The organism is Spartinivicinus poritis, assembly GCF_028858535.1.
Classification (GTDB): domain Bacteria; phylum Pseudomonadota; class Gammaproteobacteria; order Pseudomonadales; family Zooshikellaceae; genus Spartinivicinus; species Spartinivicinus poritis.
In genome coordinates this window covers 145,375-170,432 of sequence record NZ_JAPMOU010000009.1, presented here as the reverse complement: position 1 = coordinate 170,432, position 25,058 = coordinate 145,375, and the positions used below count along the sequence as shown (strand labels likewise).

At 41.4% G+C, this 25,058-nt stretch carries 17 protein-coding genes; 14 read left to right on the top strand and 3 right to left on the bottom strand.

Annotated elements, in window-relative coordinates; genetic code table 11:
* Together ORQ98_RS09735 and ORQ98_RS09730 are read left to right on the top strand one after the other, a co-directional pair.
* Positions 1 to 1,662: LamG-like jellyroll fold domain-containing protein (locus tag ORQ98_RS09735; RefSeq protein ID WP_274688612.1), on the top strand; the 1,662-nt coding region annotated here is incomplete at its 5' end.
* A 55-nt stretch (positions 1,663 to 1,717) separates the two neighbouring features.
* Positions 1,718 to 3,556, top strand: coding sequence for a hypothetical protein (locus tag ORQ98_RS09730; protein ID WP_274688611.1), 1,839 nt, complete (start codon positions 1,718 to 1,720; stop codon positions 3,554 to 3,556).
* Between the two features lie 15 nt (positions 3,557 to 3,571).
* On the opposite strand, the gene ORQ98_RS09725 is transcribed toward ORQ98_RS09730, so the two are convergent.
* Positions 3,572 to 4,600 (bottom strand): ABC transporter substrate-binding protein, encoded by a 1,029-nt coding sequence (locus tag ORQ98_RS09725; RefSeq protein ID WP_274688610.1) that lies wholly within the window; start codon positions 4,598 to 4,600, stop codon positions 3,572 to 3,574.
* Positions 4,601 to 5,386: 786 nt separating this feature from the next.
* Positions 5,387 to 6,016 (bottom strand): ceramidase domain-containing protein, encoded by a 630-nt coding sequence (locus ORQ98_RS09720; RefSeq protein WP_274688609.1) that lies wholly within the window; start codon positions 6,014 to 6,016, stop codon positions 5,387 to 5,389.
* A 528-nt stretch (positions 6,017 to 6,544) separates the two neighbouring features.
* On the opposite strand from ORQ98_RS09720, the gene ORQ98_RS09715 reads away from it, so the two are divergent.
* Positions 6,545 to 7,990, top strand: a complete 1,446-nt coding sequence (locus ORQ98_RS09715) for a hypothetical protein (protein WP_274688608.1) — start codon at positions 6,545 to 6,547, stop codon at positions 7,988 to 7,990.
* Positions 7,991 to 8,119: 129 nt separating this feature from the next.
* Positions 8,120 to 8,692, top strand: coding sequence for a DNA-3-methyladenine glycosylase I (locus ORQ98_RS09710; RefSeq protein WP_274688607.1), 573 nt, complete (start codon positions 8,120 to 8,122; stop codon positions 8,690 to 8,692).
* Here the strand turns inward: ORQ98_RS09710 and ORQ98_RS09705 are convergent.
* Positions 8,672 to 9,295, bottom strand: a complete 624-nt coding sequence (locus tag ORQ98_RS09705; protein ID WP_274688613.1) for a LysE family translocator — start codon at positions 9,293 to 9,295, stop codon at positions 8,672 to 8,674. The two genes, ORQ98_RS09710 and ORQ98_RS09705, sit on opposite strands and share 21 nt — an antisense overlap.
* A 298-nt stretch (positions 9,296 to 9,593) precedes the next feature.
* Between ORQ98_RS09705 and ORQ98_RS09700 the strand changes: the two genes are divergently transcribed.
* From ORQ98_RS09700 to ORQ98_RS09655, 10 genes are all read left to right on the top strand, one after another.
* A complete protein-coding gene (locus ORQ98_RS09700) occupies positions 9,594 to 9,764 on the top strand; it encodes a tRNA (uracil-5-)-methyltransferase (protein ID WP_274688606.1) in 171 nt (56 codons plus the stop codon).
* Between the two features lie 264 nt (positions 9,765 to 10,028).
* The gene (locus ORQ98_RS09695) at positions 10,029 to 10,817 is read left to right on the top strand and encodes an efflux RND transporter periplasmic adaptor subunit (RefSeq protein WP_274688605.1); all 789 of its coding nucleotides are present in this window, start codon (positions 10,029 to 10,031) and stop codon (positions 10,815 to 10,817) included.
* Positions 10,818 to 10,835: 18 nt separating this feature from the next.
* Positions 10,836 to 12,230: an efflux RND transporter periplasmic adaptor subunit gene (locus ORQ98_RS09690; RefSeq protein WP_274688604.1), complete on the top strand. Its 1,395-nt coding sequence runs from the start codon at positions 10,836 to 10,838 to the stop codon at positions 12,228 to 12,230.
* Between the two features lie 35 nt (positions 12,231 to 12,265).
* Positions 12,266 to 14,395 (top strand): site-2 protease family protein, encoded by a 2,130-nt coding sequence (locus tag ORQ98_RS09685; RefSeq protein ID WP_274688603.1) that lies wholly within the window; start codon positions 12,266 to 12,268, stop codon positions 14,393 to 14,395.
* A gap of 124 nt (positions 14,396 to 14,519) precedes the next feature.
* Positions 14,520 to 15,038 carry a GNAT family N-acetyltransferase gene (locus tag ORQ98_RS09680; RefSeq protein ID WP_274688602.1) on the top strand — a complete coding sequence of 173 codons (519 nt, stop codon included), beginning with the start codon at positions 14,520 to 14,522 and terminating at the stop codon, positions 15,036 to 15,038.
* Positions 15,039 to 15,102: 64 nt separating this feature from the next.
* Positions 15,103 to 15,606 carry a phage tail protein gene (locus tag ORQ98_RS09675; protein WP_274688601.1) on the top strand — a complete coding sequence of 168 codons (504 nt, stop codon included), beginning with the start codon at positions 15,103 to 15,105 and terminating at the stop codon, positions 15,604 to 15,606.
* 78 nt (positions 15,607 to 15,684) lie between these two features.
* Positions 15,685 to 16,200, top strand: a complete 516-nt coding sequence (locus ORQ98_RS09670) for a phage tail protein (protein WP_274688600.1) — start codon at positions 15,685 to 15,687, stop codon at positions 16,198 to 16,200.
* A 64-nt stretch (positions 16,201 to 16,264) separates the two neighbouring features.
* A complete protein-coding gene (locus tag ORQ98_RS09665) occupies positions 16,265 to 16,810 on the top strand; it encodes a phage tail protein (RefSeq protein ID WP_274688599.1) in 546 nt (181 codons plus the stop codon).
* 93 nt (positions 16,811 to 16,903) lie between these two features.
* Positions 16,904 to 17,218, top strand: a complete 315-nt coding sequence (locus ORQ98_RS09660) for a DUF6916 family protein (protein ID WP_274688598.1) — start codon at positions 16,904 to 16,906, stop codon at positions 17,216 to 17,218.
* A gap of 90 nt (positions 17,219 to 17,308) precedes the next feature.
* Positions 17,309 to 25,036 (top strand): DUF4347 domain-containing protein, encoded by a 7,728-nt coding sequence (locus tag ORQ98_RS09655; RefSeq protein ID WP_274688597.1) that lies wholly within the window; start codon positions 17,309 to 17,311, stop codon positions 25,034 to 25,036.
* Positions 25,037 to 25,058: the final 22 nt, after the last annotated feature.

Here is a 25,058-nt window from a genome sequence, read left to right as displayed (position 1 = left end):
CAAGGGCAAGATACGTATATTATTGGCAGAAATGGCGATACAACCGCTAACCCTGCTGAAAAGGTGATTAATAATATTGCTACGCCAGCTCAGGCGCCAGATGACAATAGTCAAGCAAGCTATGAACAAGATTATTTGGTATTAGCAGGTGTGCGTCGCGATAATATTCTGTTAATTCGTAATAATGATGATTTACTGGTTAAAGGTTTGAAAGATAATGGCCATCAGGAAACAGTAAGAATTAAACAGTTTTTTAAAGGTGAAGCCTATCAACATATTTCCATCGTTGATGAAAAAGGTGGTCAGTCTGCCATTGAATTGGATGAGCGAGGAAATGCTGTTTTATCAAATAGTGCGGTGATCTCTGGTACAAACAGTGCTGATGATTTATACACGACTGAGCGAGAACAAGGCAGTTATACGCTATTGGGGGAGGCTGGTGATGATCGGCTACAGGCAAAACATACGGTTGTTTCTCAAGCAGATAGCTATACGTTAACAGATGGCGACATTTTGATAGGCGGAGAAGGGAATGACACATTAAGAGATAGCTTGGCTAATGATGTACTGATTGGCGGAGAAGACGACGACATTATTATCAGTTCTTGGGGGGATGACCAAATTGACACAGGAACGGGTCGTAATCAGGTTCGCTTTGCTTCGAATGCCCAGGGAGTGAAGGTAGTTGATGCTAACAGCAGTGAGCAAACAACCTTATGGGTGCCATTTGCCCTGAAGGATGCGAAATATCGCTATGAGCAAAATAGTTTTATAATAGAAGGAAAAGCCCCTAAAAGTGAAGCAGGTAAAAGCTTAACAATCATTTTACCTAATTACCTACAAAATAAGCCAAATGTGGTATTAAAAAGCTATGATGGTAGCCAGGTAGATGGGGAAATGCCAAATCAATATTCTGCCATGGCCCATGGTGCGTATGCCTTAAACCAAGGGGGTAATGACCAATATTTGACTCTAGAAAACTCACCGCTAGCTGGGTTAGATGAGTTTACCGTACAAATGACGTTTAAGTCTGATCGCCACCAGCTAAGTGGTAGTGATTATGTACCCCTAATGTCTTATGCTGGCAGTCGTACTGCTAATGAGTTTTTATTAGGGGTTTACCCTGGTGGTTTGAATGTATGGATAAAGGGCAAGCAATATACCACGTCTGTTAAAGCCACTGAGCTACTTGATGGCCAATATCATGATGTGACGACTAGTTGGAGTAATAACACGGGTAAATTGGATATTTATGTTGATGGTCAGCTACGCGATTCTGTAACCACGGAGCATCATGGTAAACTAGACTCAGCTGGTCGTTTTATCATTGGCCAGGAGCAGGATCAATTAAATGGTGGGTTTGATAAAAAACAGTTTTTCCAAGGTAGTTTGGGGGATGTAAAAATTCTTAGTCAGCAATTGACACCGGCTGCAGTCGCACAAGTGCATGGCTCAGAACTGCTGGCACACTGGAATTTTAACTATAACTGGTCAGATGTGTCGGGTAATGGGAATAATTTACAGCTGGCTCGAGTAGCTGATTTTACTCAAGCTATCGACCCTTATTTTACTTGGGAGCCGTTAACCGAGCAAGCAGTATACGAAGGGGATCAGTTATTACAATTGGCTGAGTTATATAGACAGCTAGATAGAAGTTTCTAGTATGAGTAAGAACTGGGCTTGTTTTATTGAGGAACTGCTATTATACCAATAAGTAGTGAATAAATTGTTATATAGAGCAGTATCATTAAAAATGAGTTTGTCTACCAAAAAGACTGCTGGTGTCTCCACCTCTAGCAGAGTGATTCGCACAACTGTTCTTCTATTACTTGGGCTTGTTATCCTCTATTATTTTGTTGAGATCAAACCAAAAGCCATCAGTGATATTGATTTTAAGGACGCTAACTTTAAAGCTTGTGTGTTAAACACTGGGGTAGAAAAAGCGGTGCAGGTTACAAAGCTGCTCTGTTCATATAAGAATATCACTGCCGTTGATGAAATTACGTTTTTTCCCAATTTAAAAGTGTTGGAGTTGCATGGTAATCAAATAGAGTCACTTGATATTTCAGATAATCAACTATTGGAATACCTGTATATTGAGTCTAATCGCCTGACAAAAATTGACGTTTTTCATAATCCACAGTTAGTGCTGTTAACGGTATATGGCAATAGCATATCGAGCATTGATGTCACGGCAAATACCAGATTAAAAAAGTTATATCTTGGTCGTAATAAGCTGAAATCACTAGACCTATCCAAGAATGTCAAGTTAACCTATTTAGAGGTAAGTGATAATCAGCTCGTTAACTTGGATTTAACCAAAAATAATAAGTTGCAATCTCTGTTAGCCAGTAAAAATAAATTAAAAACAATAGATTTGTCTAATAACAAAGAGCTGAAGGAGCTAACAATCGCCGCCAATCAAATTACTGAATTGAAACTCAATAAAAATATACGGCTGGAAAAACTTTATGTGGGCGATAATGGTTTATTAAATATTGATCTTTCCAAAAATACAAGACTTAAGTCATTAGCGGTAAACTCTAATAAACTTTCAGAAATAAATCTGTCGAGTAATGTGAGTTTAACAGAACTTTATGTGTTTAATAATAGCTTAACTAATTTAGAGTTAAGCAAAAATGCTAATATAAAGAAACTATGGGCTTCTTCTAATCATTTGAATGACCTTAATGTATCTAAGAACCTTGATCTAGAAGAGTTGTTTGTTTCTTTGAATAAACTGATAACACTTGATGTAAGCCATAATGATAATCTGAAAGTATTAAATGTGAGTGGCAATCAGTTAAAGGTAATAAACTTGGAAGAAAATAGAGCTTTGCTAAAGCTTAATGTTGAAAATAATAAAATGGCTGAATTGAATGTTTCAAAAAATATTGAGTTAAAAGAGTTAAGTGCTGGGTATAATGGGTTGAATTCCCTTGATCTTTCTCATAATACAAAGCTTGAAAGTATATACTTATTGTCTAACAATTTATCCGATTTGAATCTGGTAAACAATACAGAACTACATGAGCTTATGGTTAGTGCTAATAAATTAATAGATATAAACTTAAATAACAATAAAGAGTTGGCGGTGATATATGCAGCTAGTAACCAATTGACTTCGTTGGATTTATCTAATAATCGTAAGCTGGAAAAAATTTTTCTGATGGGAAATTTCCTTAGGAAGGTAGATGTTTCTAATAAGCCTGTTTTAAAAATTGTTGATTTAAGTCACAACAGGGTTAGTGAAATACAGTTGTATGAAAATCCGGTGTTAACTCACCTGGATATCAAGAATAACTTTCTAACAAATGTAGATTTGTCTCTTGTGCCAAGCTTGCAGACACTATCCGTGGATAATAATCGGTTAACATCGATTTATGTATTGAAAAATACTCAGCTGCAGAAAATTTTATTACGAAATAACCGTCTTAGAACAATTGAGTTACCTAATAGTGATCAACTTCAGGAAGTTGATCTTCGTGATAATCCTTTTGATCAGGCTACAATTGAATATTTAAAGGCAACAGGGCTATCTCAAATAAGGTTATAGTTCCTTATAGCTTACCTATTGGCCTCGCTGATAAAGTAATCGTAACAACACAAAAAATTTGGCTAATAGGTCTTCTGTATTGGCGTGGTTAGACTTACCTTTTTTACTACTGATATATAATAGCGGCTTGATGTCTTTACTGTTGATATTTTTGCGGGTGATCAAAATAGCTTCGGTAAATATTTTTTCTTTATTTGTTTTTGCCTTATTTTCCAAAATTTCATAAGCTTGTTTAACACCTAAATAGCCAATTTCTATTGGTTGTTGAAGCATGGTACCATTTAGCTTTCCTCTTTTTATTGCTTTTGCTAACTCTTGGCTAATATCAAAGCCAACCGTTTTAACCTTACTGCTAAGGCCTTTTTTCTTGAGTGCCCGAATTAAACCGGTTGTGGATGATTCATTGGGGGCAAAGATACCGTCGACTTTAGGTATATTTTTAAATACTCGCAGGAGGGTATGGTAGGTTGAGCCAACTGAGGTGCCTACATAATCATCATAAACTAATGTTAGCCCAGGGTATTTTTTCATCGTATCAAGAAAACCTTGTTCTCTCAGCATGGTAGAACTATTTCCTTGTTTATAACGGAGGAGCATTATGTGGCCTTGCTGGTTTAATAACTTGGCTAAATATTCTCCTGCTTGAGAGCCCGCCTGGTAATTGTCCGTTGCGATGAAGCTGCTATAACCACTGCCATCCATTCCAGAGTCAATAAGAACAACTTTAACCCCTGAAGCGACTAGCTGTTCAGTGATGGGAACTAAGTTTGACTGGTGGTTAGGGGCGATGACAAGTGCGCTTATGTTACTCTCTAGCATCCGTTGAACATAGCCAACTTGGGATTGGCTTTCATCTCTTGGGCCAGCCCAAGAGATGTTAATATTTAATTCTTTGGCTGCTTGTTTGGCCCCTACATGAACATAATCCCAGTAGATATGATTAGTACTTTTGGGAATGACTGCAATGGTATACTTTGGTTTAGCTTGGCTGTAGGTAACTAAAATACTTAGAAGAAATACTAGTAAGCTATAGGCATATCGCATGAAATAGTTAGCCTGAATACTTTGTAGGTGCAATAAAATTAAGTGTAGGTACAAACTAATAATTTCGGCAACTATTGATTTTTTATTGTGTTTTAATCAGCGCTTTCATTTATCTGACCTATAGTGTGTTAATAATATACTCAATGTACACAGATTTGTTCTTGGCGAAGTATTTAGGTGGGATCAACTAAAAAATAACCCTTCAATGGTGAAGGGTTGTTATTGAAGCTCATTATTTTTGCCTTAATAAGTAACAGTTAATTTTTTTTGTTCTCTTTGTTTGTTTTTTGGTGGCCGCAGGAAGGGCAGCCCAAAATATCGAAATAAAACCGTTTAACTGTTGAATTACACTTCGGACAAGTGGCTTCCAATACATCATCAATAATGAGGTTGTTAATCATCATGTGTTAAATCTCCGTGCAGATAATTTCGCTTAAAGACCCAGAAAAGGGACGTTATCAATGCCTTGTACAACGAGATAAAGCACGAAACAGAACAGACCGACCTTTACATAAGCGTTGTCAAATAAATACATCATGGGTTACCTCTCTATAACTTTATCCTACCTTGGATCGCTCTTGACATAAAATGTCTTTGATTGACGCGTATATTACATGTAATGTCATTTTATGTCAAAAGTTTTAGTTGTAATAACTGTCCAATTAGTAATAAGTATGAAAAATTAGATATATTTCAAACAGTTATATCTAGTCTGGTGGTTGAACTGCATCAAGGAGGCTAAGGAGGTTAGTGGTATAAGGAGGAAGTTATGACTTATACAGAGCGTTACTGGGTAGGCCAGTTTGTAACCAAGGCTTTCATGGTTAGATAAATCAGCCACCCATTACAAAGGTGCCAAAGAAAATGACTGCCAATGACTAAATAGGGGCAAATAGCATTATCTATCGTGCGGAAAAAGAGAGATGTCATAAAGACTGCGGTTGCCCAGATGAGAATTTGAGGGTTGTTTTTTTTCTGGTGAAAATGAAAGGCAGCTAGTACTGCAATAACAAATAATGTGGGGGCATACATCAGTGATCCATTAAGAAGGTTAGGGTATTGTCTGCTGAAATGACTAGCGACAAATAAAACGATCACAATAGCAACAGATTTGCTGTAATGTAGCCGCATAACTTTAAGGCTATAAAACCAAACAAAACACAATTGAAATAACAGGATGGGAATAACATCTGCCTGCATTGCCCAGGCAGTAGCAAAGGTATGAAATAACGTACTACCCATCCCAATCATGATGATTAAGCCAATCAGTAAATAGCCTTCATAATGTATGACTCTTAAAGGCTTAATGGCTTGCCAGCTTGCCCAAGCGGCGATAAAAAAAGCAATATTAGACAGTGCATTGATGGGCTCAGCAAGTAAGCCTGGTCCCAGTCGTTCACAATAAAGATCAATCATTTTATTGTTCTTTTTAATAGGTATATTGTCTTAGGATAGCCATTTTTTGTAATCAATATGTTTTGTGAATAACGCTTAGAAGCGGCTGTCAGCGCTTGTGGTCAAATTAACCCTCTATGAATCAGTTACCTTGATTATTATATCGTTACATGTAATGAACTTAAGTCAGCTTATGAGTTTAGAAGCGTTGTTGTGTGGAGGGCTGGCTATTATATAGAGACTCTACTTAGTGAATATCTGAAAACTTCAGATAAGGTTGTAATAAGGAGGAAAGGGCTATTCAAATTAGAAATAATGTAATTGAGCTTAATTCATATATGCTACAATAGAAACATATCTGAGCTAAGAGGGTAAAGGCTGGCATGAAATGTTCTGACTGGAATTGCACTATACCCTTCGCCAATGATTTTTAGGGGTTGCTGTCATCGTTCCTCACCTCAATCACCTATTATCTTATCTATAGGTTCATGGGGTTTCGTCATTCGACAGTTGTCCTAAAAGCCATGTGCATTGGGTATAAGTAAGAGTATGTTTTTTAAAAAGTATGGCCGTAGCCCAATAGCAAGAAAGTTGCTTTTTATCACTATTGGGGTTAGTACGCTAATTGCTTTTATTATCACTATATCTCAACTAGTATACGACTACTATCAAGACATTCAGCGTATAGAAAGATCCCTTCAGCAGATAAAAATTGCCAGTGTGCCGAGTATTGTTGTGTCTTTATGGAACCTTGATGATGAACAGGTTAAGGTTCAACTTCAATCACTCTTGAAAGTTTCTGAGGTTATTCGAGTAGAGGTTAATATACCTAATAAAAAATCAGTTATTTATGGCGAAGAAGCAAGCGAAGATTTTTTTTTAAAAAAGTATGATTTCGAGCTTTTATATACAAGGGATGACTCTACAAAAATTAACTTGGGTGTGCTGAGAGTTTTTTATGATTTCGAAAATATCTATATAGGGTTAATTGAAAAACTGATATTTATATTCTTGCTGAATTGTCTAAAGACCCTTGCAGTTTCATTTGTTATATTGTTTGTTTTTTGGAAGTTGGTTACCAATCACCTTGTCAGTATTTCTGATCAGCTCGATCGGCATAAAGAAATTTTACTAAATAAAGAACAAGTAGTACTAACAGATCAAGAAAATCTGGGAGAAATTAATATACTGATCAATAGTATTAATAAACTATGTAACTATGTGGTAGACGTTAAAACGGTAGAAGAAAATGAAAGGCAAGCGCAGGAGGATAGGCCGAAATTATTACAAGATGAATATATTGTAGACTACGGGCTGCTGCAGGCAAGATATGAAAAAAACTTTTCTCGAAGTGTCGTTTTTAGGGTAAATAATGAGTTAGCTAATGTGCTGAGTGACTGTGAAAACAATATAAATGAAATAAGTATGATGCATAGCGCTATTGGTGATATAAAGGAGACAAATGCTGCTGTTGATGAGTTGCTAAAGGAATTAAATGTGGTAGTTAATAAAACCAAACAAATAATTACATCATCTATGGTGTTTTCTGATAATATCGGCGATATGTTTAGGTTGGAAGGTAAAGAGGAATTAATATTTTTTTATAAAAATGACTTGGTTGATATTTTTCAAGAGGTTTCCTCATTTTTGAAAAGAAACCACTTAGTAATAGAGGAAGATATTATTTTTAGTGCAGAGTCTACGGTGCTTAGAAGACTATTATGGGTGGTTTTTTACTTGATTTATCAATTAGACAATCCTAGTTCATTAAAAACCAGTGTTTATAAAAAAAATATGGATGTTGTCATTGTGGTTTCTTATGCAATGAGTACCATTCAAAATAAAACTGACCATAGTAGCCCATATACAAAGTTAGCCTTTGAACTGTATGTAATAGAACTGTTTGTACAACAAGAAATGAAAGGTAGCTTTTCATATGAGGTAAATGATGATGCTGGAATATCATGGATTATATCATTTCCTCTGCTAGTTTAACGCAAGGTGAATGTTTACAAATGCTGTATGAACCACTAGAGAAATGCTTTCCCATCGCAATTTTATTCTATAACATAAGGCCGTTATTAGAGATGCCCTAGAGATTTGATAGGCTGATCAGGAGGTTCAATGAATCGGTGTGACTGGGTTAAATCAACACCTTTGGAAACAGATTACCATGATAAGGAATGGGGGGTGCCTGTACATGATGATCGATTACTATTTGAGTTTTTAATTTTAGAAGGCGCCCAGGCTGGTTTGAGCTGGTCTACCATTTTGGCTAAGCGAGAGGGTTACCGAAAAGCATTTGATGACTTCAATGCTAAAAAAATAGCCAACTACTCAGATAAAAAAATTGCCAAGCTATTGGAAAACCCTGGTATCGTCAGAAACAAACTCAAAGTAAATGCTGCAGTAGTAAATGCGAAAATATTTCTACAGACACAAGCTGAATTTGGCAGTTTTGATACGTATATCTGGTCTTTTGTGAATGGTAAGTCCATTCAAAATAAATGGACTTCAATCCAAGATGTACCAGCCAGTACCAAGGAGTCAGACTTGATGAGTAAAGACTTGAAAAAAAGAGGCTTTAAGTTTGTAGGGTCAACGATTTGTTATGCCTTTATGCAGGCAGTAGGTATGGTTAACGACCATACCACTGATTGTTTTCGTTATAAAGCATTAACCAAAGGCAAGCCATAACCCAACAGCTAGCATCAACGAGCCAGAGACTCGATTCAGCAGTCGTACTTTACCACTTTGTTGTAATAGCTTGCTTAATGTACTGCCACCAGTAGCATAAAGTACAAGACATAATAGCTCAATTGACAAAACCATTGCGAGCAATATGACTAGTTGAGGGGTTAAAGGTAAGGCCTGATTAATAAAAGGTGGCAGCAATGAGATAAAAAATGCCCAGCCTTTAGGGTTGGCAATAGCAGTGACAAAACCTTGGCTGGCCAAACTCATAGCACTGGCATTTTGCTGATGGGGCTGGTCAAGGTTAACAGCCATCTTGCCCTTAGATAACCACATTTGTAGGCCTAAATAGCTGAGGTAAGCGCCACCTACATACTTAAATACTTCAAAAATACTGGGGTACTGCAGCATCAGGGTGGCAACACCAATAACTGACGCTGTAGCTACAATGCCAACACCCAACAGCTCCCCCCACATCATCCAAAACGTGCGCTTTACGCCAATAGTCATGCCCATGGTCATAGCAAGCATCATACACATGCCTGGTGTTATGGAAATAAAGAAGAAAGTGGGTATAAAAACAGCAATTAGAGATAGGCTTAATATTTCCGCCACAAAGTCCCCCTTAGACAACTATCCTGCCAGTCTCCTAGTTGTGTTAACAACAGGCTCTAGCCAGTTAAAAGCAAAGATACTCTTTTAGCAAGTAAATTATGCTATGTAGCGTATATGCCTCAGCAATGAATAAGGTTCATAATGAAGATGTATCTGGTTATACTTAGGCAATTGGTTAAGTGGTGTAGACCAAGCGGCAGATGGCTTTAAACAAGGTGAGATAAGCCTGGTGGAAAGCAATCAGTGTAGTTAATATGAAAGCCGCAAGTAGAGCAAGATAGGCAAGCATATGAGTGATGAGAAAGTAATCGATTTTGTGTCTGCAAGGGAGCCCCATGTCCATGCACGTAAAGAACAAAAAGTCAAAGACTTGCAACAGCGGTTTGAAGCCTGTTTGCCTATGAAGAAAAAAACAGTAGCAAAAAAGAAAGTAAAAAAACGCAAAAAAAATAAAAAATAAGATAGTTTAAAAAATAAATATGACCTTTATATCTTAAGGTCCTTCACTGTGTTTATTTTAACTGCAACTGCTTTGCTAGCACTTAAATGAATTGTGGCTGGTATACCTGTCATGAACTAATTCCTCATAGTAAGTTTGTTCCTCTCTTTCTCTGTAAGCAACACTTTGTGGCAGTAAAGGCTATTTTTTTAAGTAATCATTTTTAAAAGAGACATTTCGAGTATAAAGTAAATAAGAAGGGAAATAGTATTTACAGTGGTTAATATGACAAATCAGTGTCAGGGTGATGCAAATAAAATGATAGGGATATTAAAAAAACTAGGGAATACTGTTATTTGTCTTGTTTTTACGCTTACCATTGAAGTGCAAGCGGAGCCTTCAATCCAGAAGCGATCTGAGATAGAGGGCGATATACGGGTATTATTAGTAGCACAAAATGAAGCCCAACTTTCAAGTCAAATGAATGGTCGTATTACTCAGTTTAATGTTGATGAGGGCGATTTATTTAAGAAAGGGGAGATCTTGCTAGCATTTGACTGTAAAGAGCAGCAAGCGAATTTGCAAATGAGTGAGGCGGAACTAACAATTGCTAAGAAAACTTATCAGGCACAGTTAAAATTGTCTAAAATGTCAGCAGCCAGTGAACTGGATGTCGCGATAGCGGCTGCAGAAGTGGAAAAAGCAAAAGCAACCAATGACTTGAATCAAGTGGTTGTTCAGCGGTGTGTGGTTGAGGCACCATACGATGGTTGGGTTGTAAAAAGGCTAGCAAATCCCTATGAAAATGTGGCATTTGGAGCGCCATTATTAACAATTATCGACAACAGTCCCCTACAGTTAGATTTATTTGTGCCTTCTCACTGGTTAAGCTGGTTGAATGTTGGCCATGGCTTTTCGTTGAAGATTGATGAGACGGGTAAGCATTATAGCGCACTGGTCCAAACGATTGGTGCTAAAGTAGATTCAGCCAGTCAAACAGTCGCTGTCAAAGCATCACTGACGGGTAAGCAAAAAGAACTATTAGCCGGCATGAGTGGTACAGCTAATTTTTAAATAAGAAAGGAATCTGTAATGGAAGAAGCTCTGGTTCATGATGCAGCAGAGCAAAATCTTGATCCTCGGTTAAAAAGTTTAGCGGGATTATTGCAAATGGAGCGGGATATCCGTCAGTTGCATAATCGTGATCAGCTAAAGTTTATGATCTGTAATGAAACCCACCGGCTAGTGCCGTATGATCAAGCTATCTTTGTCGTTTTTCCTGTCTCTGACAGTTCACAGCACGATTTACAGTCTGTGAAGGTTGAAGCTATTTCTTCGATATCTCAGGTGGATAGTGATGCGCCTCTAGTCGCTTGGCTAAAATCAGTGGTTAAACACCTAGTCAAAACAGAAGATGCTAGAAATATCAGTGAAATAAAGCCAGATAGTATACCGTTAGTTTTGCGTAAGGAATGGTTCAGCTGGTGTCCTGGTCAAGTCTTGTGGTGTCCATTGATTTCAGCAAGTGGGGTGATACAGGGTGGTTTGTGGTTGTTAAGAAAAAAGCCTTGGTTAAAAAGTGACATCACGATTTTAGATTATTTGTTAGACGCTTATACCTACAGCTGGGAAGCGCTGGCTCCTCAAAAAAACTGGCGACAAGTGCTTTATGCCCATGTAAGCGGGCGTATCAAGTGGTTCCTGTTATTGTTCATTTTATTGGGCTTTATTCCGGTACGAATGAGTGTATTGGCGAATGCTCAGGTGGTGGCGAGAAATCCTATTGTAATCAGTGCCCCAATGGATGGTGTAATTCATGGGATCAATATTACGCCTAATCAAGAGGTCAAAAAGGGAGATGTATTATTTACCTTGGATGATACTAATATTCGTAATAAACATGCGGTAGCTAACAAAGCACTGGAAGTGGCTGATGCAAACTATTTAAGGGCCACACAGCAGGCATTTGCTGACGCACGTAGTAAAAGTGAGCTAGCCATTTTAAAAGCGGTATTGGCCGAGAAGCAGGCTGAAGTTGACTATTATGCTGAGTTGTTAAATCGCACTCAGGTAGTTGCTGAGCGAGCAGGGGTAGTGATTTTTGATGACATTAATGACTGGTTGGGAAAACCTGTCGTTGTTGGTGAAAAAGTCATGACATTGGCGGATATTCACGACACTTGGTTGGAAATATGGCTGCCAGTGGATGATGCTATCGCTTTGGATCAAGGCGCAGAGTTACGACTATTTTTAAATATTGATCCAGTTCGATCAATAAAAGGAATTATCCAACAAACCAGTTATGAGGCCACTTTATCACCACAGGATATTTTAGCCTATCGATTAAAAGCAACGTTTGTTGCTGATCAGCAGTCACCACGACTGGGTTTAAAAGGTGTTGCAAAAGTTTACTCAGAAAGTGTTTCATTGTTTTATTATATTTTCCGCCGCCCACTAGCTGAGGCTCGGCGATGGCTAGGCTTATAATGGATTAATAGGCCGACAGTTGTAAAGGATAAGGAATGGAACCCAGCGTAAGCTTACAATTGAACTCCATACTGCCGCCATTAAGACAGGAAATTCAACTCGTTCAAGGCCCTCGTGATCAACAGGGGGCGCCAACCTGGACATTACACGACCCTGCCAGTAACCGCTTTTTCCGGTTAGGTTGGCGTGAATTTCAGCTGTTAGCCAATTGGTATAAAAGTGTTGTAGTCGATATTATTGCTAGCACTAATCAAATTCTGCCAGGCAAAGTGTGCATTGCGGATGTAGAAAAACTGTTTACTTTTTTACAACAAAATGAGTTATTGAAAATAACCCATCAAGGGGCTTTCCAGCTATTCGATGAGCGTTATCAACGTATTAAAAAATCCTGGCATAGTTGGTTAGCCCAACATTATTTGTTTTTACGTATCCCGCTTTTACGCCCGGATCGGTTTTTAACTAAAACTTACCCTTATCTTCGGTTTCTATTCAGTAAAGTGTGGCTTTGGTGTTTGTTGCTTGTCAGTGGTTGTGGTTTATTTTTAATTACACGACAGCTAGATACCTTTTTACATACCTTTAGTTATTTATTTACTTTCCAAGGTGCAGTTATATTTATTGTCAGCTTATGTATAGTGAAAATTGCCCATGAATTTGGTCATGCTTTTGCCTGTAAACATTATGGTGTCAGGGTACCAACGATGGGGGTGGCTTTTATGGTATTTTGGCCGGTGCTCTATACGGATGCGACTGAAGCATGGAAACTGATTAACAAACAGTCTCGGGCTACCATCGCAATTGCAGGAGTGATGACGGAGCTGGCCATTGCGGGGATTGCAGCCTTTTGCTGGAGCTTTTTACCCCCTGGGATTTTTAAGACAGTTACCTTTATTATTGCTACTACTTCGTGGGTGTTTAGCTTGGTGGTTAACCTCAATCCTTTTATGCGGTTTGATGGTTATTATTTAGTGGCAGATTATTTTGATGTTCCCAATCTCCAACCTCGTGCTTTTGCTTTAGCGCGTTGGTGGCTACGGGAAAAATTATTAGGCATTGGTTTTGAGCCACCAGAATTGTTTTCATCAAGAAAACAGTTCTGGTTGATATTATATGCTTTTGGTACTTGGCTTTATCGGTTAGTCTTATTTCTAGGAATTGCAGTGTTGGTTTATAACCTGGCATTTAAAGCGTTGGGTATCATCTTATTTATCATTGAAATTTATTATCTGATTCTTATCCCTATTTTTCGGGAGGTAGCTGTGTGGTGGAAATATAAAGCTGACATCTCAATTGGACGAAAATGCTTTTGGCTGCTGTTTTTTACGACTATTGTGGTTTTGTTAACTATGCCCTGGCAGGCTCATATTGATGTACCAGCAGTTGTTCGGGCTAAACAATATCAATATTTATACCCCTCTTCGGCTGCTCAAATAGCAAAGGTGAATGTTCAGGTAGGTGATCGGGTTGAATCAGGTGATACACTGTTTGAGTTTCGTTCACCGTCACTAAGCTATCAATTAGCATTAGCAGAAGCACGCTATCAAGCGTTTCAACTGGCACTGGATCGACGCGCAACCACGGTGGAAATGATTGATACCGTGCCCATCATTGCAAAACAACTAGCTGAAATAAAAAATAAAATCACCGGTTTAGAGGCAGAGTTGGCTAATTTAATGATTAAAAGCACATTTGCTGGAGAAATTATGTTGGTCTCTACAGGATTAACACAAAATCGCTGGGTTAATCCAAAGCAACAACTTGCCTTACTCGTTAACAACAGTAGTCGACTTGTTGAAGCTTATGTGAAGGAAGAAGATTTACCTCTGGTTAAAGTGGGTAGCATGGGATATTTTTATCCCGAAGACCCTGATTGGCCAAGTTTTAAATGTCAAGTCACTGAAGTTGAGTTAATCCATAGCGCGCAGTTACAGCAACCTTATTTGGCTTCTATTTATGGTGGTGATATTGCGGTACGTAAGGGAAATGATGGCAAGCTAAATAGCGAACAGGCATTGTTTAAGGTTCGTTTACAGATCAGTGAAAGTATTCCCGTATTTCGTCAAGTTGTCCGTGGCACTGTAGTAGTAGAAACGCAATCTTATAGTATTATTTACTCTTTATTTAGCACAATATTGCAAGTGTTAATTCGAGAGTCTCAGTTTTAAATAAGGAGCCCTTGAAACGGTTGTCTATCGTTTTTTATTCTAGGGGAAATAATCTTGCTGGCGTATATAATTAAAGGAGGGAAGAAGTAGCCACTTTTTACTTTTAACATGTCATGGAATTGAAATGAACAGTTCAACGGATAATTTGAAACTACCTCAAGGATTTGCTATTCGGCCCGCCACTGAGACAGATAAACCTTTTCTCCAATCACTCTATCATTCCACTAGAAACGACCTGCAATATATTAATGCTGACGAGGAGTTTATCAACGAACTTATTGAACAGCAGTATCAGGCACAAAATGTTGGCTACGGTAAGATGTTTCCCAATGCTTGCTATTTTATTATTGAAAAACAACAGCAATCTATTGGCAGAATTACCCTGGACTTTTCCAATGAGATTATTCACATCATAGATATTGCATTTGTGCCTAAGGCTCAGGGGAAAGGCTATGGGAAAGATGCTATTCAAGCACTGCAAATTGCAGCAGGAAAAACCTGTGCACCCTTATTACTGAGTGTTTATGCTAATAATTGGGTTGCTAAAAATCTTTATGTAAAGTTGGGCTTTCAGCTTGAGCAGTCTGCTCCTCCTTATGAGCGAATGATTTGGTATCCCACGATCAAGGAAATGAGTGCATGATCATGTAAGCAAAAAACTGCCTGTGATTATTTCATGAAATAAACAAAAAAAGGAAGGGTCGAATATGTCTGAACCGTTTATTAGCCAAATTAATATGTTTGGGTTTGATTTTGCCCCTAGAACCTGGGCTAAATGTGATGGACAAAATTTACCGATTGCGAATAACCCCAGTTTATTTTCATTATTAGGGGTAGCATTTGGTGGTGATGGTCGTACTACATTTGGTTTACCAAATTTACAAGGACGGGTACCTCTGCATATGGGTAATGGTTATCGAATTGGTAATCAAGGTGGTAGTGAAACAGTTCGGTTAACCGTTGAAAACTTACCTAAGCACACGCACCAAATGCAGGCCAATAGTCAGCCAGCAGCAACCAATGAGCCAAGTAACCAAGTGTTAGCCATGGAGCCCAGTGGAAAAAATATCTATGGTCCAGCCACTAATTTAGTGGAGATGGGAAATGCCTTAATGGCTACTGGAGGTGGTGAGGCCCATTTTAATATACAGCCATCCCAGGTAATAAACTTTTGCATTGCCTTGACAGGTTTATTTCCACCAAGAAACTAATGGAAACGTCTAAGAATTACTTTTTTAGAGGCTCCCATAATTAATGGAAAAACACTAATTTAAGAAAGGAATGGAATAATGGCTGAACCCTATATTGGTGAAATCAGAATCTTTGCTGGTAATTTTGCGCCGGTGCACTGGGCATTTTGTGATAATAACTTGATTCCCGTAACTGAAAATGGCGCGTTATTTTCGTTGTTGGGAAACCGTTATGGTGGAGATGGTAGAAGTACTTTTGCGTTACCGGATATGCGAGGTCGGTTACCAGTCAATCAAGGTACGGGACCTGGCTTAACCCCTCGTAGTATGGGGGAGCGGATGGGGGTAGAGGAAGTGACGTTGACGATTCCACAAATGCCCTCTCATACTCACCAATTGCAAGCCAGTAATAATCCGGCAGATAGTATAGAACCCCAGAGTCGAGTATTAGCAAATGGACAACCTATTTACTCATCTTCAAATGCTAATTTAGTCGCTATGTCACCAAGCCAGGTGGGTAAGACTGGAGGAGATCAACCCCATAATAATGTCATGCCATTTTTATGTGTCAATTTTATTATTGCCCTTCAAGGTATTTACCCCCAACGAAATTAAAGGCAACTCTAAAAATGCAATTTTGTAGAGTCACCTTAACTTTAATAGGTAGGAGTTTTTAATTATGTCAGAACCCTTTATTGCACAAATTCAAATGTGGGGTTGTAATTATGCACCTCGTGGCTGGGCATATTGTGATGGTGGATTGCTATCGATAGGTGAAAATACGGCACTCTTTTCCTTGATCGGTACTACTTATGGTGGCGATGGTCGTACCACGATGGGAATTCCGAATCTCCAAGGGCGAGTTCCCATGCATCCTGGTAATGGCCCTGGACTGACACCTCGGTTATTAGCTGAAAGAGGAGGTAGTGAGTTTGTGACATTAACTCAAGCAACGATGCCTAACCATACTCACCAGCTATATGCTGAAGATGCTAATGCAGAAGAAACGGAAACAACCGCTGATTATTTAGCAAAAGGAGGAACACCTGGTCGAGGCGGGCGTTTTTTCCCCATTGATACATACAATAATCCAGAAAATTTAATGCCATTGTCATCATCCTCTTTAACGGAGACGGGGCTGGGGCAAGGGCATGAAAACAGGCAGCCGTTTTTGACTGTTAATTTTTGTATGGCATTAATGGGTATTTATCCTAGTCGAAGTTAAGCGTATAAATAGGTTAGAAAAGTGGGTGCATGGAGTGCTTGTGCCTGCTTTTAAAATAAGAAATGGAATGTTAATTAATTGGAAACAAAGGGAATGTTAGCAACGTTAACCCATGATGATTTTAATAAACAAGTAAATACCCCTTTTATTATTAAAACTAATACAAGTGATTTGGTTCTTGAATTAACTGAAGTTAAAGTGCTCAGGAAGGCTCAGGAAGAGAGCCAGCGAGACCAGTTTTCTTTATTATTTAAAGGAAACGCCCAGATGTTTTTATCTCAACAAATTTATCAATTAAACCATGAGACAATGGGTGAACTATCGCTTTTTTTAGTACCGATTGGTAGGGAACATCAATCGAGTCATCTTCAGGAGGGAGCCTATTTATATGAAGCTGTATTTACATAATTAATTTTTAGAAGTTAGGTTAAGGAACGTGCACGTTCCTCAGGTCACTTTATAGCCGTTGCAAACAAGCGATGTGCTGGAGGCAAGATTATGCGTCATTATGTTAAAAGCCTGTTAAGCTCCACCCCATTTAAAATCTTTAATGGACGTTTAAACATTTTAAGTCAACAGGCAAATAAAGCTACTTCATTAAAACGTAATGATGTAGCGTCTTTGCCAACAGCGTGTGCTTCTTTATTGTTGCCCTTAGAAAAACGTTATTTATTTGATGGGGCGGCAGTAGCTACTGCGGTTGATGCCACTCAACCACCTGTTGAACCACAACCAGCAAATGATGACGCGGCTGCTCAAGATTTGTTACAGGCACTTAATACGGCAAATGAAGCAGAAAATACCAATGACACTCGTAAAGAAGTGGTTTTTATTGATAGTCGAGTTATTGACTATGAGTCACTGGTAGAGGGTTTAGGCGATAACCTGGAAGTGGTGGTATTAAATACTGATCAAAATGGTGTAGCGCAAATCGCTAACAGTTTGAGTGGTCGGCAGGTCGATGCTATTCACATAGTCTCTCATGGTGATGATGGTAAATTATTTTTAGGTAATACCGTTCTTGACATCAATACCCTGAATAATCATGCCAGTTATTTAACTGCGATCGGTCAATCACTTAACAGTGTCGGGAATGACCGAGGGGATATTCTTTTATATGGTTGTGATGTTGGTCGTGGTGCTGCCGGTGAAGCGTTTGTTCAAGCATTGGCTGGTTTAACTGATGCCGATATTGCCGCTTCAACGGATGATACAGGTAATAGTGAGTTAAGTGGCGACTGGGAATTGGAATACAACACTGGCAATATCACCACGGATACGCCATTTTCAGAGACGGCACTTGCCGCCTATGACTATTTATTTGCGTTACCTATTTCCAGTGACCAGACCACTAATTATGACGGGCTTGGGCTCTCTGATACAGCAGTGATCGCCAATGGGACTGCAATAGATGACATTTCTTATGATGGTTGGCGGTTTAATGGATTTGGGGGAGAAACAGGGATTTATGCCCATGAAGGTAGCTTAACCAATGATGTAAACACGACGGGCACCCGCTTTTATACCAGCGATAGCTCCAATTTTAAATTCACCAGTATTGATTACAATATCGATACTCAAGGTAATCCTGCTAATGCCACTATTACTTTTTATGGTTTTCGTAATGGAGTACAAGTAGAGTCTCAAGGCTTTAATGCGGCAGATACCAGCACTGGTACTTGGACATTAAATTGGGGGTCGGTTGATGAAGTGAAAATCGTGGCCAACACCCACTGGATCTTCATGGATAATTTAAAGGTAGGGGCAGAAATTCCTGCCAATGCCACACCCTCTATTTCAATTAATAATACCAACTTAGCTTATACCGAAGGCAATGCTGCAACCCAGATCGACAGCGCAGGCACTGTCAGTGACTCCGATGGCGATGCTGAGTGGAATGGTGGCTCACTATCGGTGCAAATTACTGGCAACGCTGAAGCAGGTGATCGAATCAGTATTGTCGATAGTGATGGCGATGGTACCGCCATTACTATTAGTGGCACCAATATTTTTGCCAATGGTGTCGATATTGGCGACTTGAGTGCGAGTGGAGGGATTGTCACTGGTGGCACCAAGCTAACGATTACCTTTGATAGTGATGCAACTAATGCCAATGTCCAAGAAGTGTTGCAGTCCATTCGTTATGACTCCACAACGCAAGACCCAGGTACGTCTAATCGCACCATTACTTTTACTGCCACGGATAAAAATGCAGCCAGTGGTTCTGATACCCGCACTATTGCGATGACAGCGGTCAACGATGAACCCACCTTAACCGCCAATGCCAGCAATCCAACTTATACAGAAGGCGGGAGTGCGGCTAGCTTGTTTAGCGGAACGAGTGTTAGCACTGTGGAGTCAGGACAAACAGTGAGTGGCTTAACCTTTACTGTTACCAATGTCACTAACGGCAGTAATGAACGAGTCAATGTGGATGGCACTACTATTGTGCTCACCCATGGCACCAATGGTACAACAGCAAGTAACAGCTTGAATTACAGCGTCAGTGTCATTGGTACCACGGCGACCATATCACTGACTGGTGGCACCTTGTCGGCGGCAGCGACTCAGACTCTGGTGGATAACATGAGCTACCAAAATAACAGTAACTCGCCTAACACCAGCAATCGGGTAGTGACCTTGACCAGTATTCAAGACAGTGGCGGTACCGCTAATGGTGGGGATAACACCGGCTCATTAGCGATTGCTTCAACCGTCACGGTGGTGCAAAACAATGATGAGCCCACGTTAACGTCCAATGGCAGTAACCCAACGTTTACGGAAGGCGGCGCTGCAGCCAGTTTATATAGTGGTACCAGCATCAGTACTGTTGAAGCAGGACAAACCATTGCTGGGCTGACATTTACAGTCACTAACGTTACCAACGGCAGCAGTGAGATTATCAATATTGATGGGACGGCCATTGTGTTGACCCATGGTACCAGTGGTAATACTGCAACCAACAGCTTGAACTACAGTGTCAGTGTGGTGGGTACGACCGCAACGGTTTCTTTGACTGGCGGTACACTGTCTACTGCAGCGACGCAAACCATGATAGACAATATGAGCTATCAGAATAACAGTAATACGCCGAACACCAGTAACCGGGTAGTGACCTTAACCAGTATTCAAGACAGTGGTGGCACGGCCAATGGTGGGGATGATACGGCTTCTGTGGCTATTGCTTCGACAGTAACAGTGGTGGGGGTTAATGATGAACCGACCTTAACTGCCAATGCCAGTAATCCCACCTTTACCGAAGGGGGGGCTGCCGCCAGCCTATTTAGCGGTACTAGCATTAGTACGGTGGAATCGGGGCAAAATATCACTGGGCTGAGTTTTACCATCACCAACGTCACCAATGGCAGTAATGAACGGATCAATATCGATGGCACCACCATTGTGCTGACCCATGGTACTAATGGCAGTACCGCAGGCAATAGTCTGAATTACAGTGTGATGGTGATCGGTACCACCGCCACAGTCACCATGACCGGTGGCAATATGTCGACTGCAGCAGCTCAAACCATGATCGACAACATGAGTTACCAGAACAACAGTAACTCGCCTAGTACCAGCAATCGGGTGGTGACCTTAACCAGTATTCAGGACAGTGGGGGTACCGCCAATGGTGGGGATAATACGGGCTCTTTGGCAGTGGCTTCTACCGTGACCGTGGTACAAAATAATGATGAGCCCACGTTAACCAGCAATGGCAGTAACCCCACCTTTACCGAAGGGGGGGCTGCCGCCAGCTTGTTCAGTGGCACTAATATCAGTACCGTGGAAGCGGGGCAAACCATCAAGGGCTTTACCTTTACCATTTCTAATGTAGCTAATGGCATTAATGAAGTGATCAATATTGATGGGACCGCCATCGTGCTGACCCATGGCACCAGCGGCAGCACGGCAGGCAATAGCTTGAGCTATAGCGTGTCGGTGGTAGGGACGACTGCCACTGTGTCCTTGACCGGGGGTACTCTATCTACCGCCACGGCACAAACGCTGATTGATAACATGAGTTATCAGAATAACAGCAATACTCCCAGCACCAGTAACCGGGTGGTGACCTTAACCAGCATTCAAGACAGTGGCGGCACGGCCAATGGTGGAGACGATACCGCATCCATTTCGGTGGCATCGACGGTGACCATGGTGGGGGTTAATGATGAGCCGACCTTAACCGCCAATGCCAGTAACCCCACCTTCACGGAAGGGGGCGCAGCGGCTAGCCTGTTTACCGGTACCGATATCAATACGGTGGAATCGGGGCAGAATATTACTGGGCTGAGCTTTACCATCACCAACGTCACCAATGGCAGTAATGAACGGATCAATATTGATGGCACCACCATTGTGCTGACCCATGGCACCAATGGCAGCACGGCGGGCAATAGTCTGAATTACAGTGTGATGGTGATTGGCACCACCGCCACCGTGACCATGACGGGCGGTAACCTGTCAGTGGCGGCAGCGGAGACCATGATCGATAACATGAGTTACCAGAACAACAGTAACTCGCCCAGTACTAGCAATCGGGTGGTGACCTTAACCAGTATTCAAGACAGTGGCGGCACCGCCAATGGTGGGGATAATACGGGCTCTCTGGCAGTGGCTTCTACCGTGACCGTGGTACAAAATAATGATGAGCCCACCTTAACCTCCAATGGTAGCAACCCCACCTTTACCGAAGGGGGGGCTGCCGCCAGCCTGTTCAGTGGCACCAATATCAGTACCGTGGAAGCAGGGCAAACCATTAAAGGCTTCACCTTCACCTTGTCCAATGTGGCCAATGGCATTAATGAAGTGATCAATATTGATGGGACCGCCATCGTGCTGACCCATGGCACCAGCGGCAGTACGGCAGGCAATAGCTTGAGCTATAGCGTGTCGGTGGTAGGGACGACTGCCACTGTGTCCTTGACCGGAGGCACCCTATCTACTGCCACGGCACAAACGCTGATTGATAACATGAGTTATCAGAATAACAGCAATACCCCCAGCACCAGTAGCCGGGTGGTGACCTTAACCAGCATTCAAGACAGTGGCGGTACGGCCAATAGTGGAGACGATACCGCATCCATTTCGGTGGCATCGACGGTGACCATGGTGGGGGTTAATGATGAGCCGACCTTAACCGCCAATGCCAGTAACCCGACCTTCACGGAAGGGGGGGCAGCCGCCAGTCTGTTTACCGGCACCGATATCAATACCGTCGAGTCGGGGCAGAATATTACCGGGCTGAGCTTTACCATCACCAACGTCACCAATGGCAGTAATGAACGGATCAATATTGATGGCACCACCATTGTCCTCACCCATGGTACCAATGGCAGCACCGCAGGCAATAGCCTGAATTACAGTGTGATGGTGATCGGCACCACCGCCACCGTGACCATGACGGGCGGTAACCTGTCAGTGGCGGCAGCGGAGACCATGATCGACAACATGAGTTACCAGAACAACAGTAACTCGCCGAGCACCAGTAACCGGGTGGTGACCTTAACCAGTATTCAGGACAGTGGGGGTACCGCCAATGGTGGGGATAATACGGGCTCTCTGGCAGTGGCTTCTACCGTGACCGTGGTACAAAATAATGATGAGCCCACGTTAACCAGCAATGGCAGTAACCCCACCTTTACCGAAGGGGGGGCTGCCGCCAGCCTGTTCAGTGGCACCAATATCAGTACCGTGGAAGCGGGGCAAACCATCAAAGGCTTCACCTTCACCGTGTCCAATGTGGCCAATGGCATTAATGAAGTGATCAATATTGATGGCACGGCCATTGTGCTGACCCATGGTACTAGCGGCAGCACGGCAGGCAATAGCTTGAGTTACAGTGTCAGCGTGGTAGGGACGACTGCCACTGTGTCCTTGACCGGGGGCACCCTATCTACCGCCACGGCACAAACGCTGATTGATAACATGAGTTATCAGAATAACAGCAATACCCCCAGCACCAGTAACCGGGTGGTGACCTTAACCAGCATTCAAGACAGTGGCGGTACGGCCAATAGTGGAGACGATACCGCATCCATTTCGGTGGCATCGACGGTGACCATGGTGGGGGTTAATGATGAGCCGACCTTAACCGCCAATGCCAGTAACCCCACGTTCACGGAAGGGGGCGCAGCAGCTAGCCTGTTTACTGGCACCAGTATAAGCACTATAGAAGCTGGGCAAACGATTACTGGGCTGACTTTTACTGTTAGTAACGTGAGTGATGGTAACAGTGAAGTCATTGTTGTGGATGGGGTTTCGGTAGTATTGACCCAGGGGAATAGCGGTACCACGGCGACCAATGGCTTGAGCTATAACGTGACTGTGGTGGGCACAACGGCAACCGTATCACTGACAGGGGGTAACTTATCTGCAGCTGCAGCTCAATCAGTGATCGATAATATGAGTTATCAAAATAACAACCAAATGCCTACCACTGCGAATCGAGTCGTGACCTTAACCAGTATTCAGGACAATGGCGGTACGGCTAATGGTGGCGATAATACTGGGTCATTAACCATTGCTTCCACAGTAACTGTAGTGGCTAACAATGATGCACCTACGTTGAGCAGCACAGCCAGTAATCCTACTTATATTGAAGATGGTGCTGCAGTGAACTTATTTAGTGGTACCACCATTGATACCGTAGAAACAGGTCAAACCCTAACAGGGTTGAGTTTTAAAGTGAGCAACATTAAGGATGGAGTTAACGAAATCATTAATGTTGATGGCACTCGAATCAGGTTAGTGGATGGTCGTAGCGGGATTACTTCAGTTAATAATTTAAGCTATACCGTTAGTGTTGTAGGGTCAACAGCACAGGTTAATTTAACGGGAGGCTCGTTATCTGTGGTAGCCATGCAAGCTTTGGTCAATGGCATGAGCTATCAAAATAATAGTCAATTCCCTGATACCAGTGAACGGGTAGTCACATTAACTAAATTATCCGACAGCGGCGGTATAGCCAATGGTGGTCAGGATGCGAGTGCATTTACTATTCATTCTACGGTGAGTGTGGTACAGGTCAATGATGCGCCTACTGCAATCAGCTTATCAAGTGATGTCATTCGAAAATCCAATACCACGGGTTTAATTGGAACCTTTGCCACAACAGATGTAGATACGGATGATATTCATAGTTACAGTTTAGTAACTGGTGTTGGAAGTCAACATAATGGTTTATTTTCCATTACGGATAATTTGCTAAAACCTAAAGATTTATCGGCGATAGATGGGGGCACTTATAGTATTCGGGTGGCCGTCAATGATGGAAATGGCGGGCGTTTTGAACGCACATTTACGATTACCATTATTGATGATGTAGCCACCAACCTGAATATTTCCCAACTCAGCGGTAACAGTTCAGCTGATACGACACTTACTGTATCTGACCCAGCTCCCCTGGCCAATTTTGTGCTTGAGCCTATAGGTTCGGAAACTATTTTATCTGATACCGTTGAAACTACTTCTCCTACCTTAACTGTGACACCTGTTGTGAGTACGTTAATTCCTACTATTAATACAACAGCTGATGTTATTACCACCAGTACAGGTATCGCAGCGGGCTTACCACAAAGAGCGGTGGTAGGCTTAGGTATTAATCCAGCCTTTGGTTTTTCCTCTGCAAATGGCGTTGGTTTTAGTGCTAGTGGTGATAGCGGTACCACTGTGCTAGTGCCCAGTGGCAGTGATTCAGCTGGAGGAGAGCCAGGTGTTCAAGTGAGCTTTGGCTCTCAGGCATTGCCAACCAATGCACCTTCAGTAACACCATCCCCTGTGACATCACCTACCCCAGGAGCGAACCCGACAACACCGGTTTCTCCCATTGATAATCAACCCGTAGGGAATGATCAAGGAGCAAATAGTGGCGATCAGCCAGGTAATAATAATCAAGCCAGTCCTACTGATGCACCATCATTAGGTAATGGTGGTATAGAGTTAAATAACAATAGCCAGCAGGCCAGTAATGCAGGCGCAAATCCTAATAATGAGCCAGCTAAGCAAGGCGATAACACCGCTGGTGAACCTGCAACAAATGACACAAATAGTCAGCCTAATGAGCAGAATAAACAGAAAAAAACTGAAGCACAGCTACAATTATTGCAAAACGGACTCAACTTTAATGAGCAGTTACAACTGGTGAGTAATCGTTTTGAAATTGAACAGCTGCTGCTATTAGAAGCTCTGGAAGATATGCTGGAGGAGCCTGATGTTGTTAACGGGTAGTAATAGGTAGATAGCCTGGAAA

What these genes read in the sequence shown, in the direction of transcription:
- ORQ98_RS09690 (WP_274688604.1), top strand. Translation starts at nt 10,836, where the DNA reads ATGGAAGAAGCTCTGGTTCATGATGCAGCAGAGCAAAATCTTGATCCT.
- ORQ98_RS09700 (WP_274688606.1), top strand. Translation starts at nt 9,594, where the DNA reads ATGAGTGATGAGAAAGTAATCGATTTTGTGTCTGCAAGGGAGCCCCAT.
- ORQ98_RS09685 (WP_274688603.1), top strand. Translation starts at nt 12,266, where the DNA reads ATGGAACCCAGCGTAAGCTTACAATTGAACTCCATACTGCCGCCATTA.
- ORQ98_RS09655 (WP_274688597.1), top strand. Translation starts at nt 17,309, where the DNA reads ATGCGTCATTATGTTAAAAGCCTGTTAAGCTCCACCCCATTTAAAATC.
- ORQ98_RS09725 (WP_274688610.1), bottom strand. Translation starts at nt 4,600, where the DNA reads ATGCGATATGCCTATAGCTTACTAGTATTTCTTCTAAGTATTTTAGTT.
- ORQ98_RS09675 (WP_274688601.1), top strand. Translation starts at nt 15,103, where the DNA reads ATGTCTGAACCGTTTATTAGCCAAATTAATATGTTTGGGTTTGATTTT.
- ORQ98_RS09665 (WP_274688599.1), top strand. Translation starts at nt 16,265, where the DNA reads ATGTCAGAACCCTTTATTGCACAAATTCAAATGTGGGGTTGTAATTAT.
- ORQ98_RS09680 (WP_274688602.1), top strand. Translation starts at nt 14,520, where the DNA reads ATGAACAGTTCAACGGATAATTTGAAACTACCTCAAGGATTTGCTATT.
- ORQ98_RS09660 (WP_274688598.1), top strand. Translation starts at nt 16,904, where the DNA reads ATGTTAGCAACGTTAACCCATGATGATTTTAATAAACAAGTAAATACC.
- ORQ98_RS09670 (WP_274688600.1), top strand. Translation starts at nt 15,685, where the DNA reads ATGGCTGAACCCTATATTGGTGAAATCAGAATCTTTGCTGGTAATTTT.
- ORQ98_RS09720 (WP_274688609.1), bottom strand. Translation starts at nt 6,016, where the DNA reads ATGATTGATCTTTATTGTGAACGACTGGGACCAGGCTTACTTGCTGAG.
- ORQ98_RS09695 (WP_274688605.1), top strand. Translation starts at nt 10,029, where the DNA reads ATGACAAATCAGTGTCAGGGTGATGCAAATAAAATGATAGGGATATTA.
- ORQ98_RS09715 (WP_274688608.1), top strand. Translation starts at nt 6,545, where the DNA reads ATGTTTTTTAAAAAGTATGGCCGTAGCCCAATAGCAAGAAAGTTGCTT.
- ORQ98_RS09710 (WP_274688607.1), top strand. Translation starts at nt 8,120, where the DNA reads ATGAATCGGTGTGACTGGGTTAAATCAACACCTTTGGAAACAGATTAC.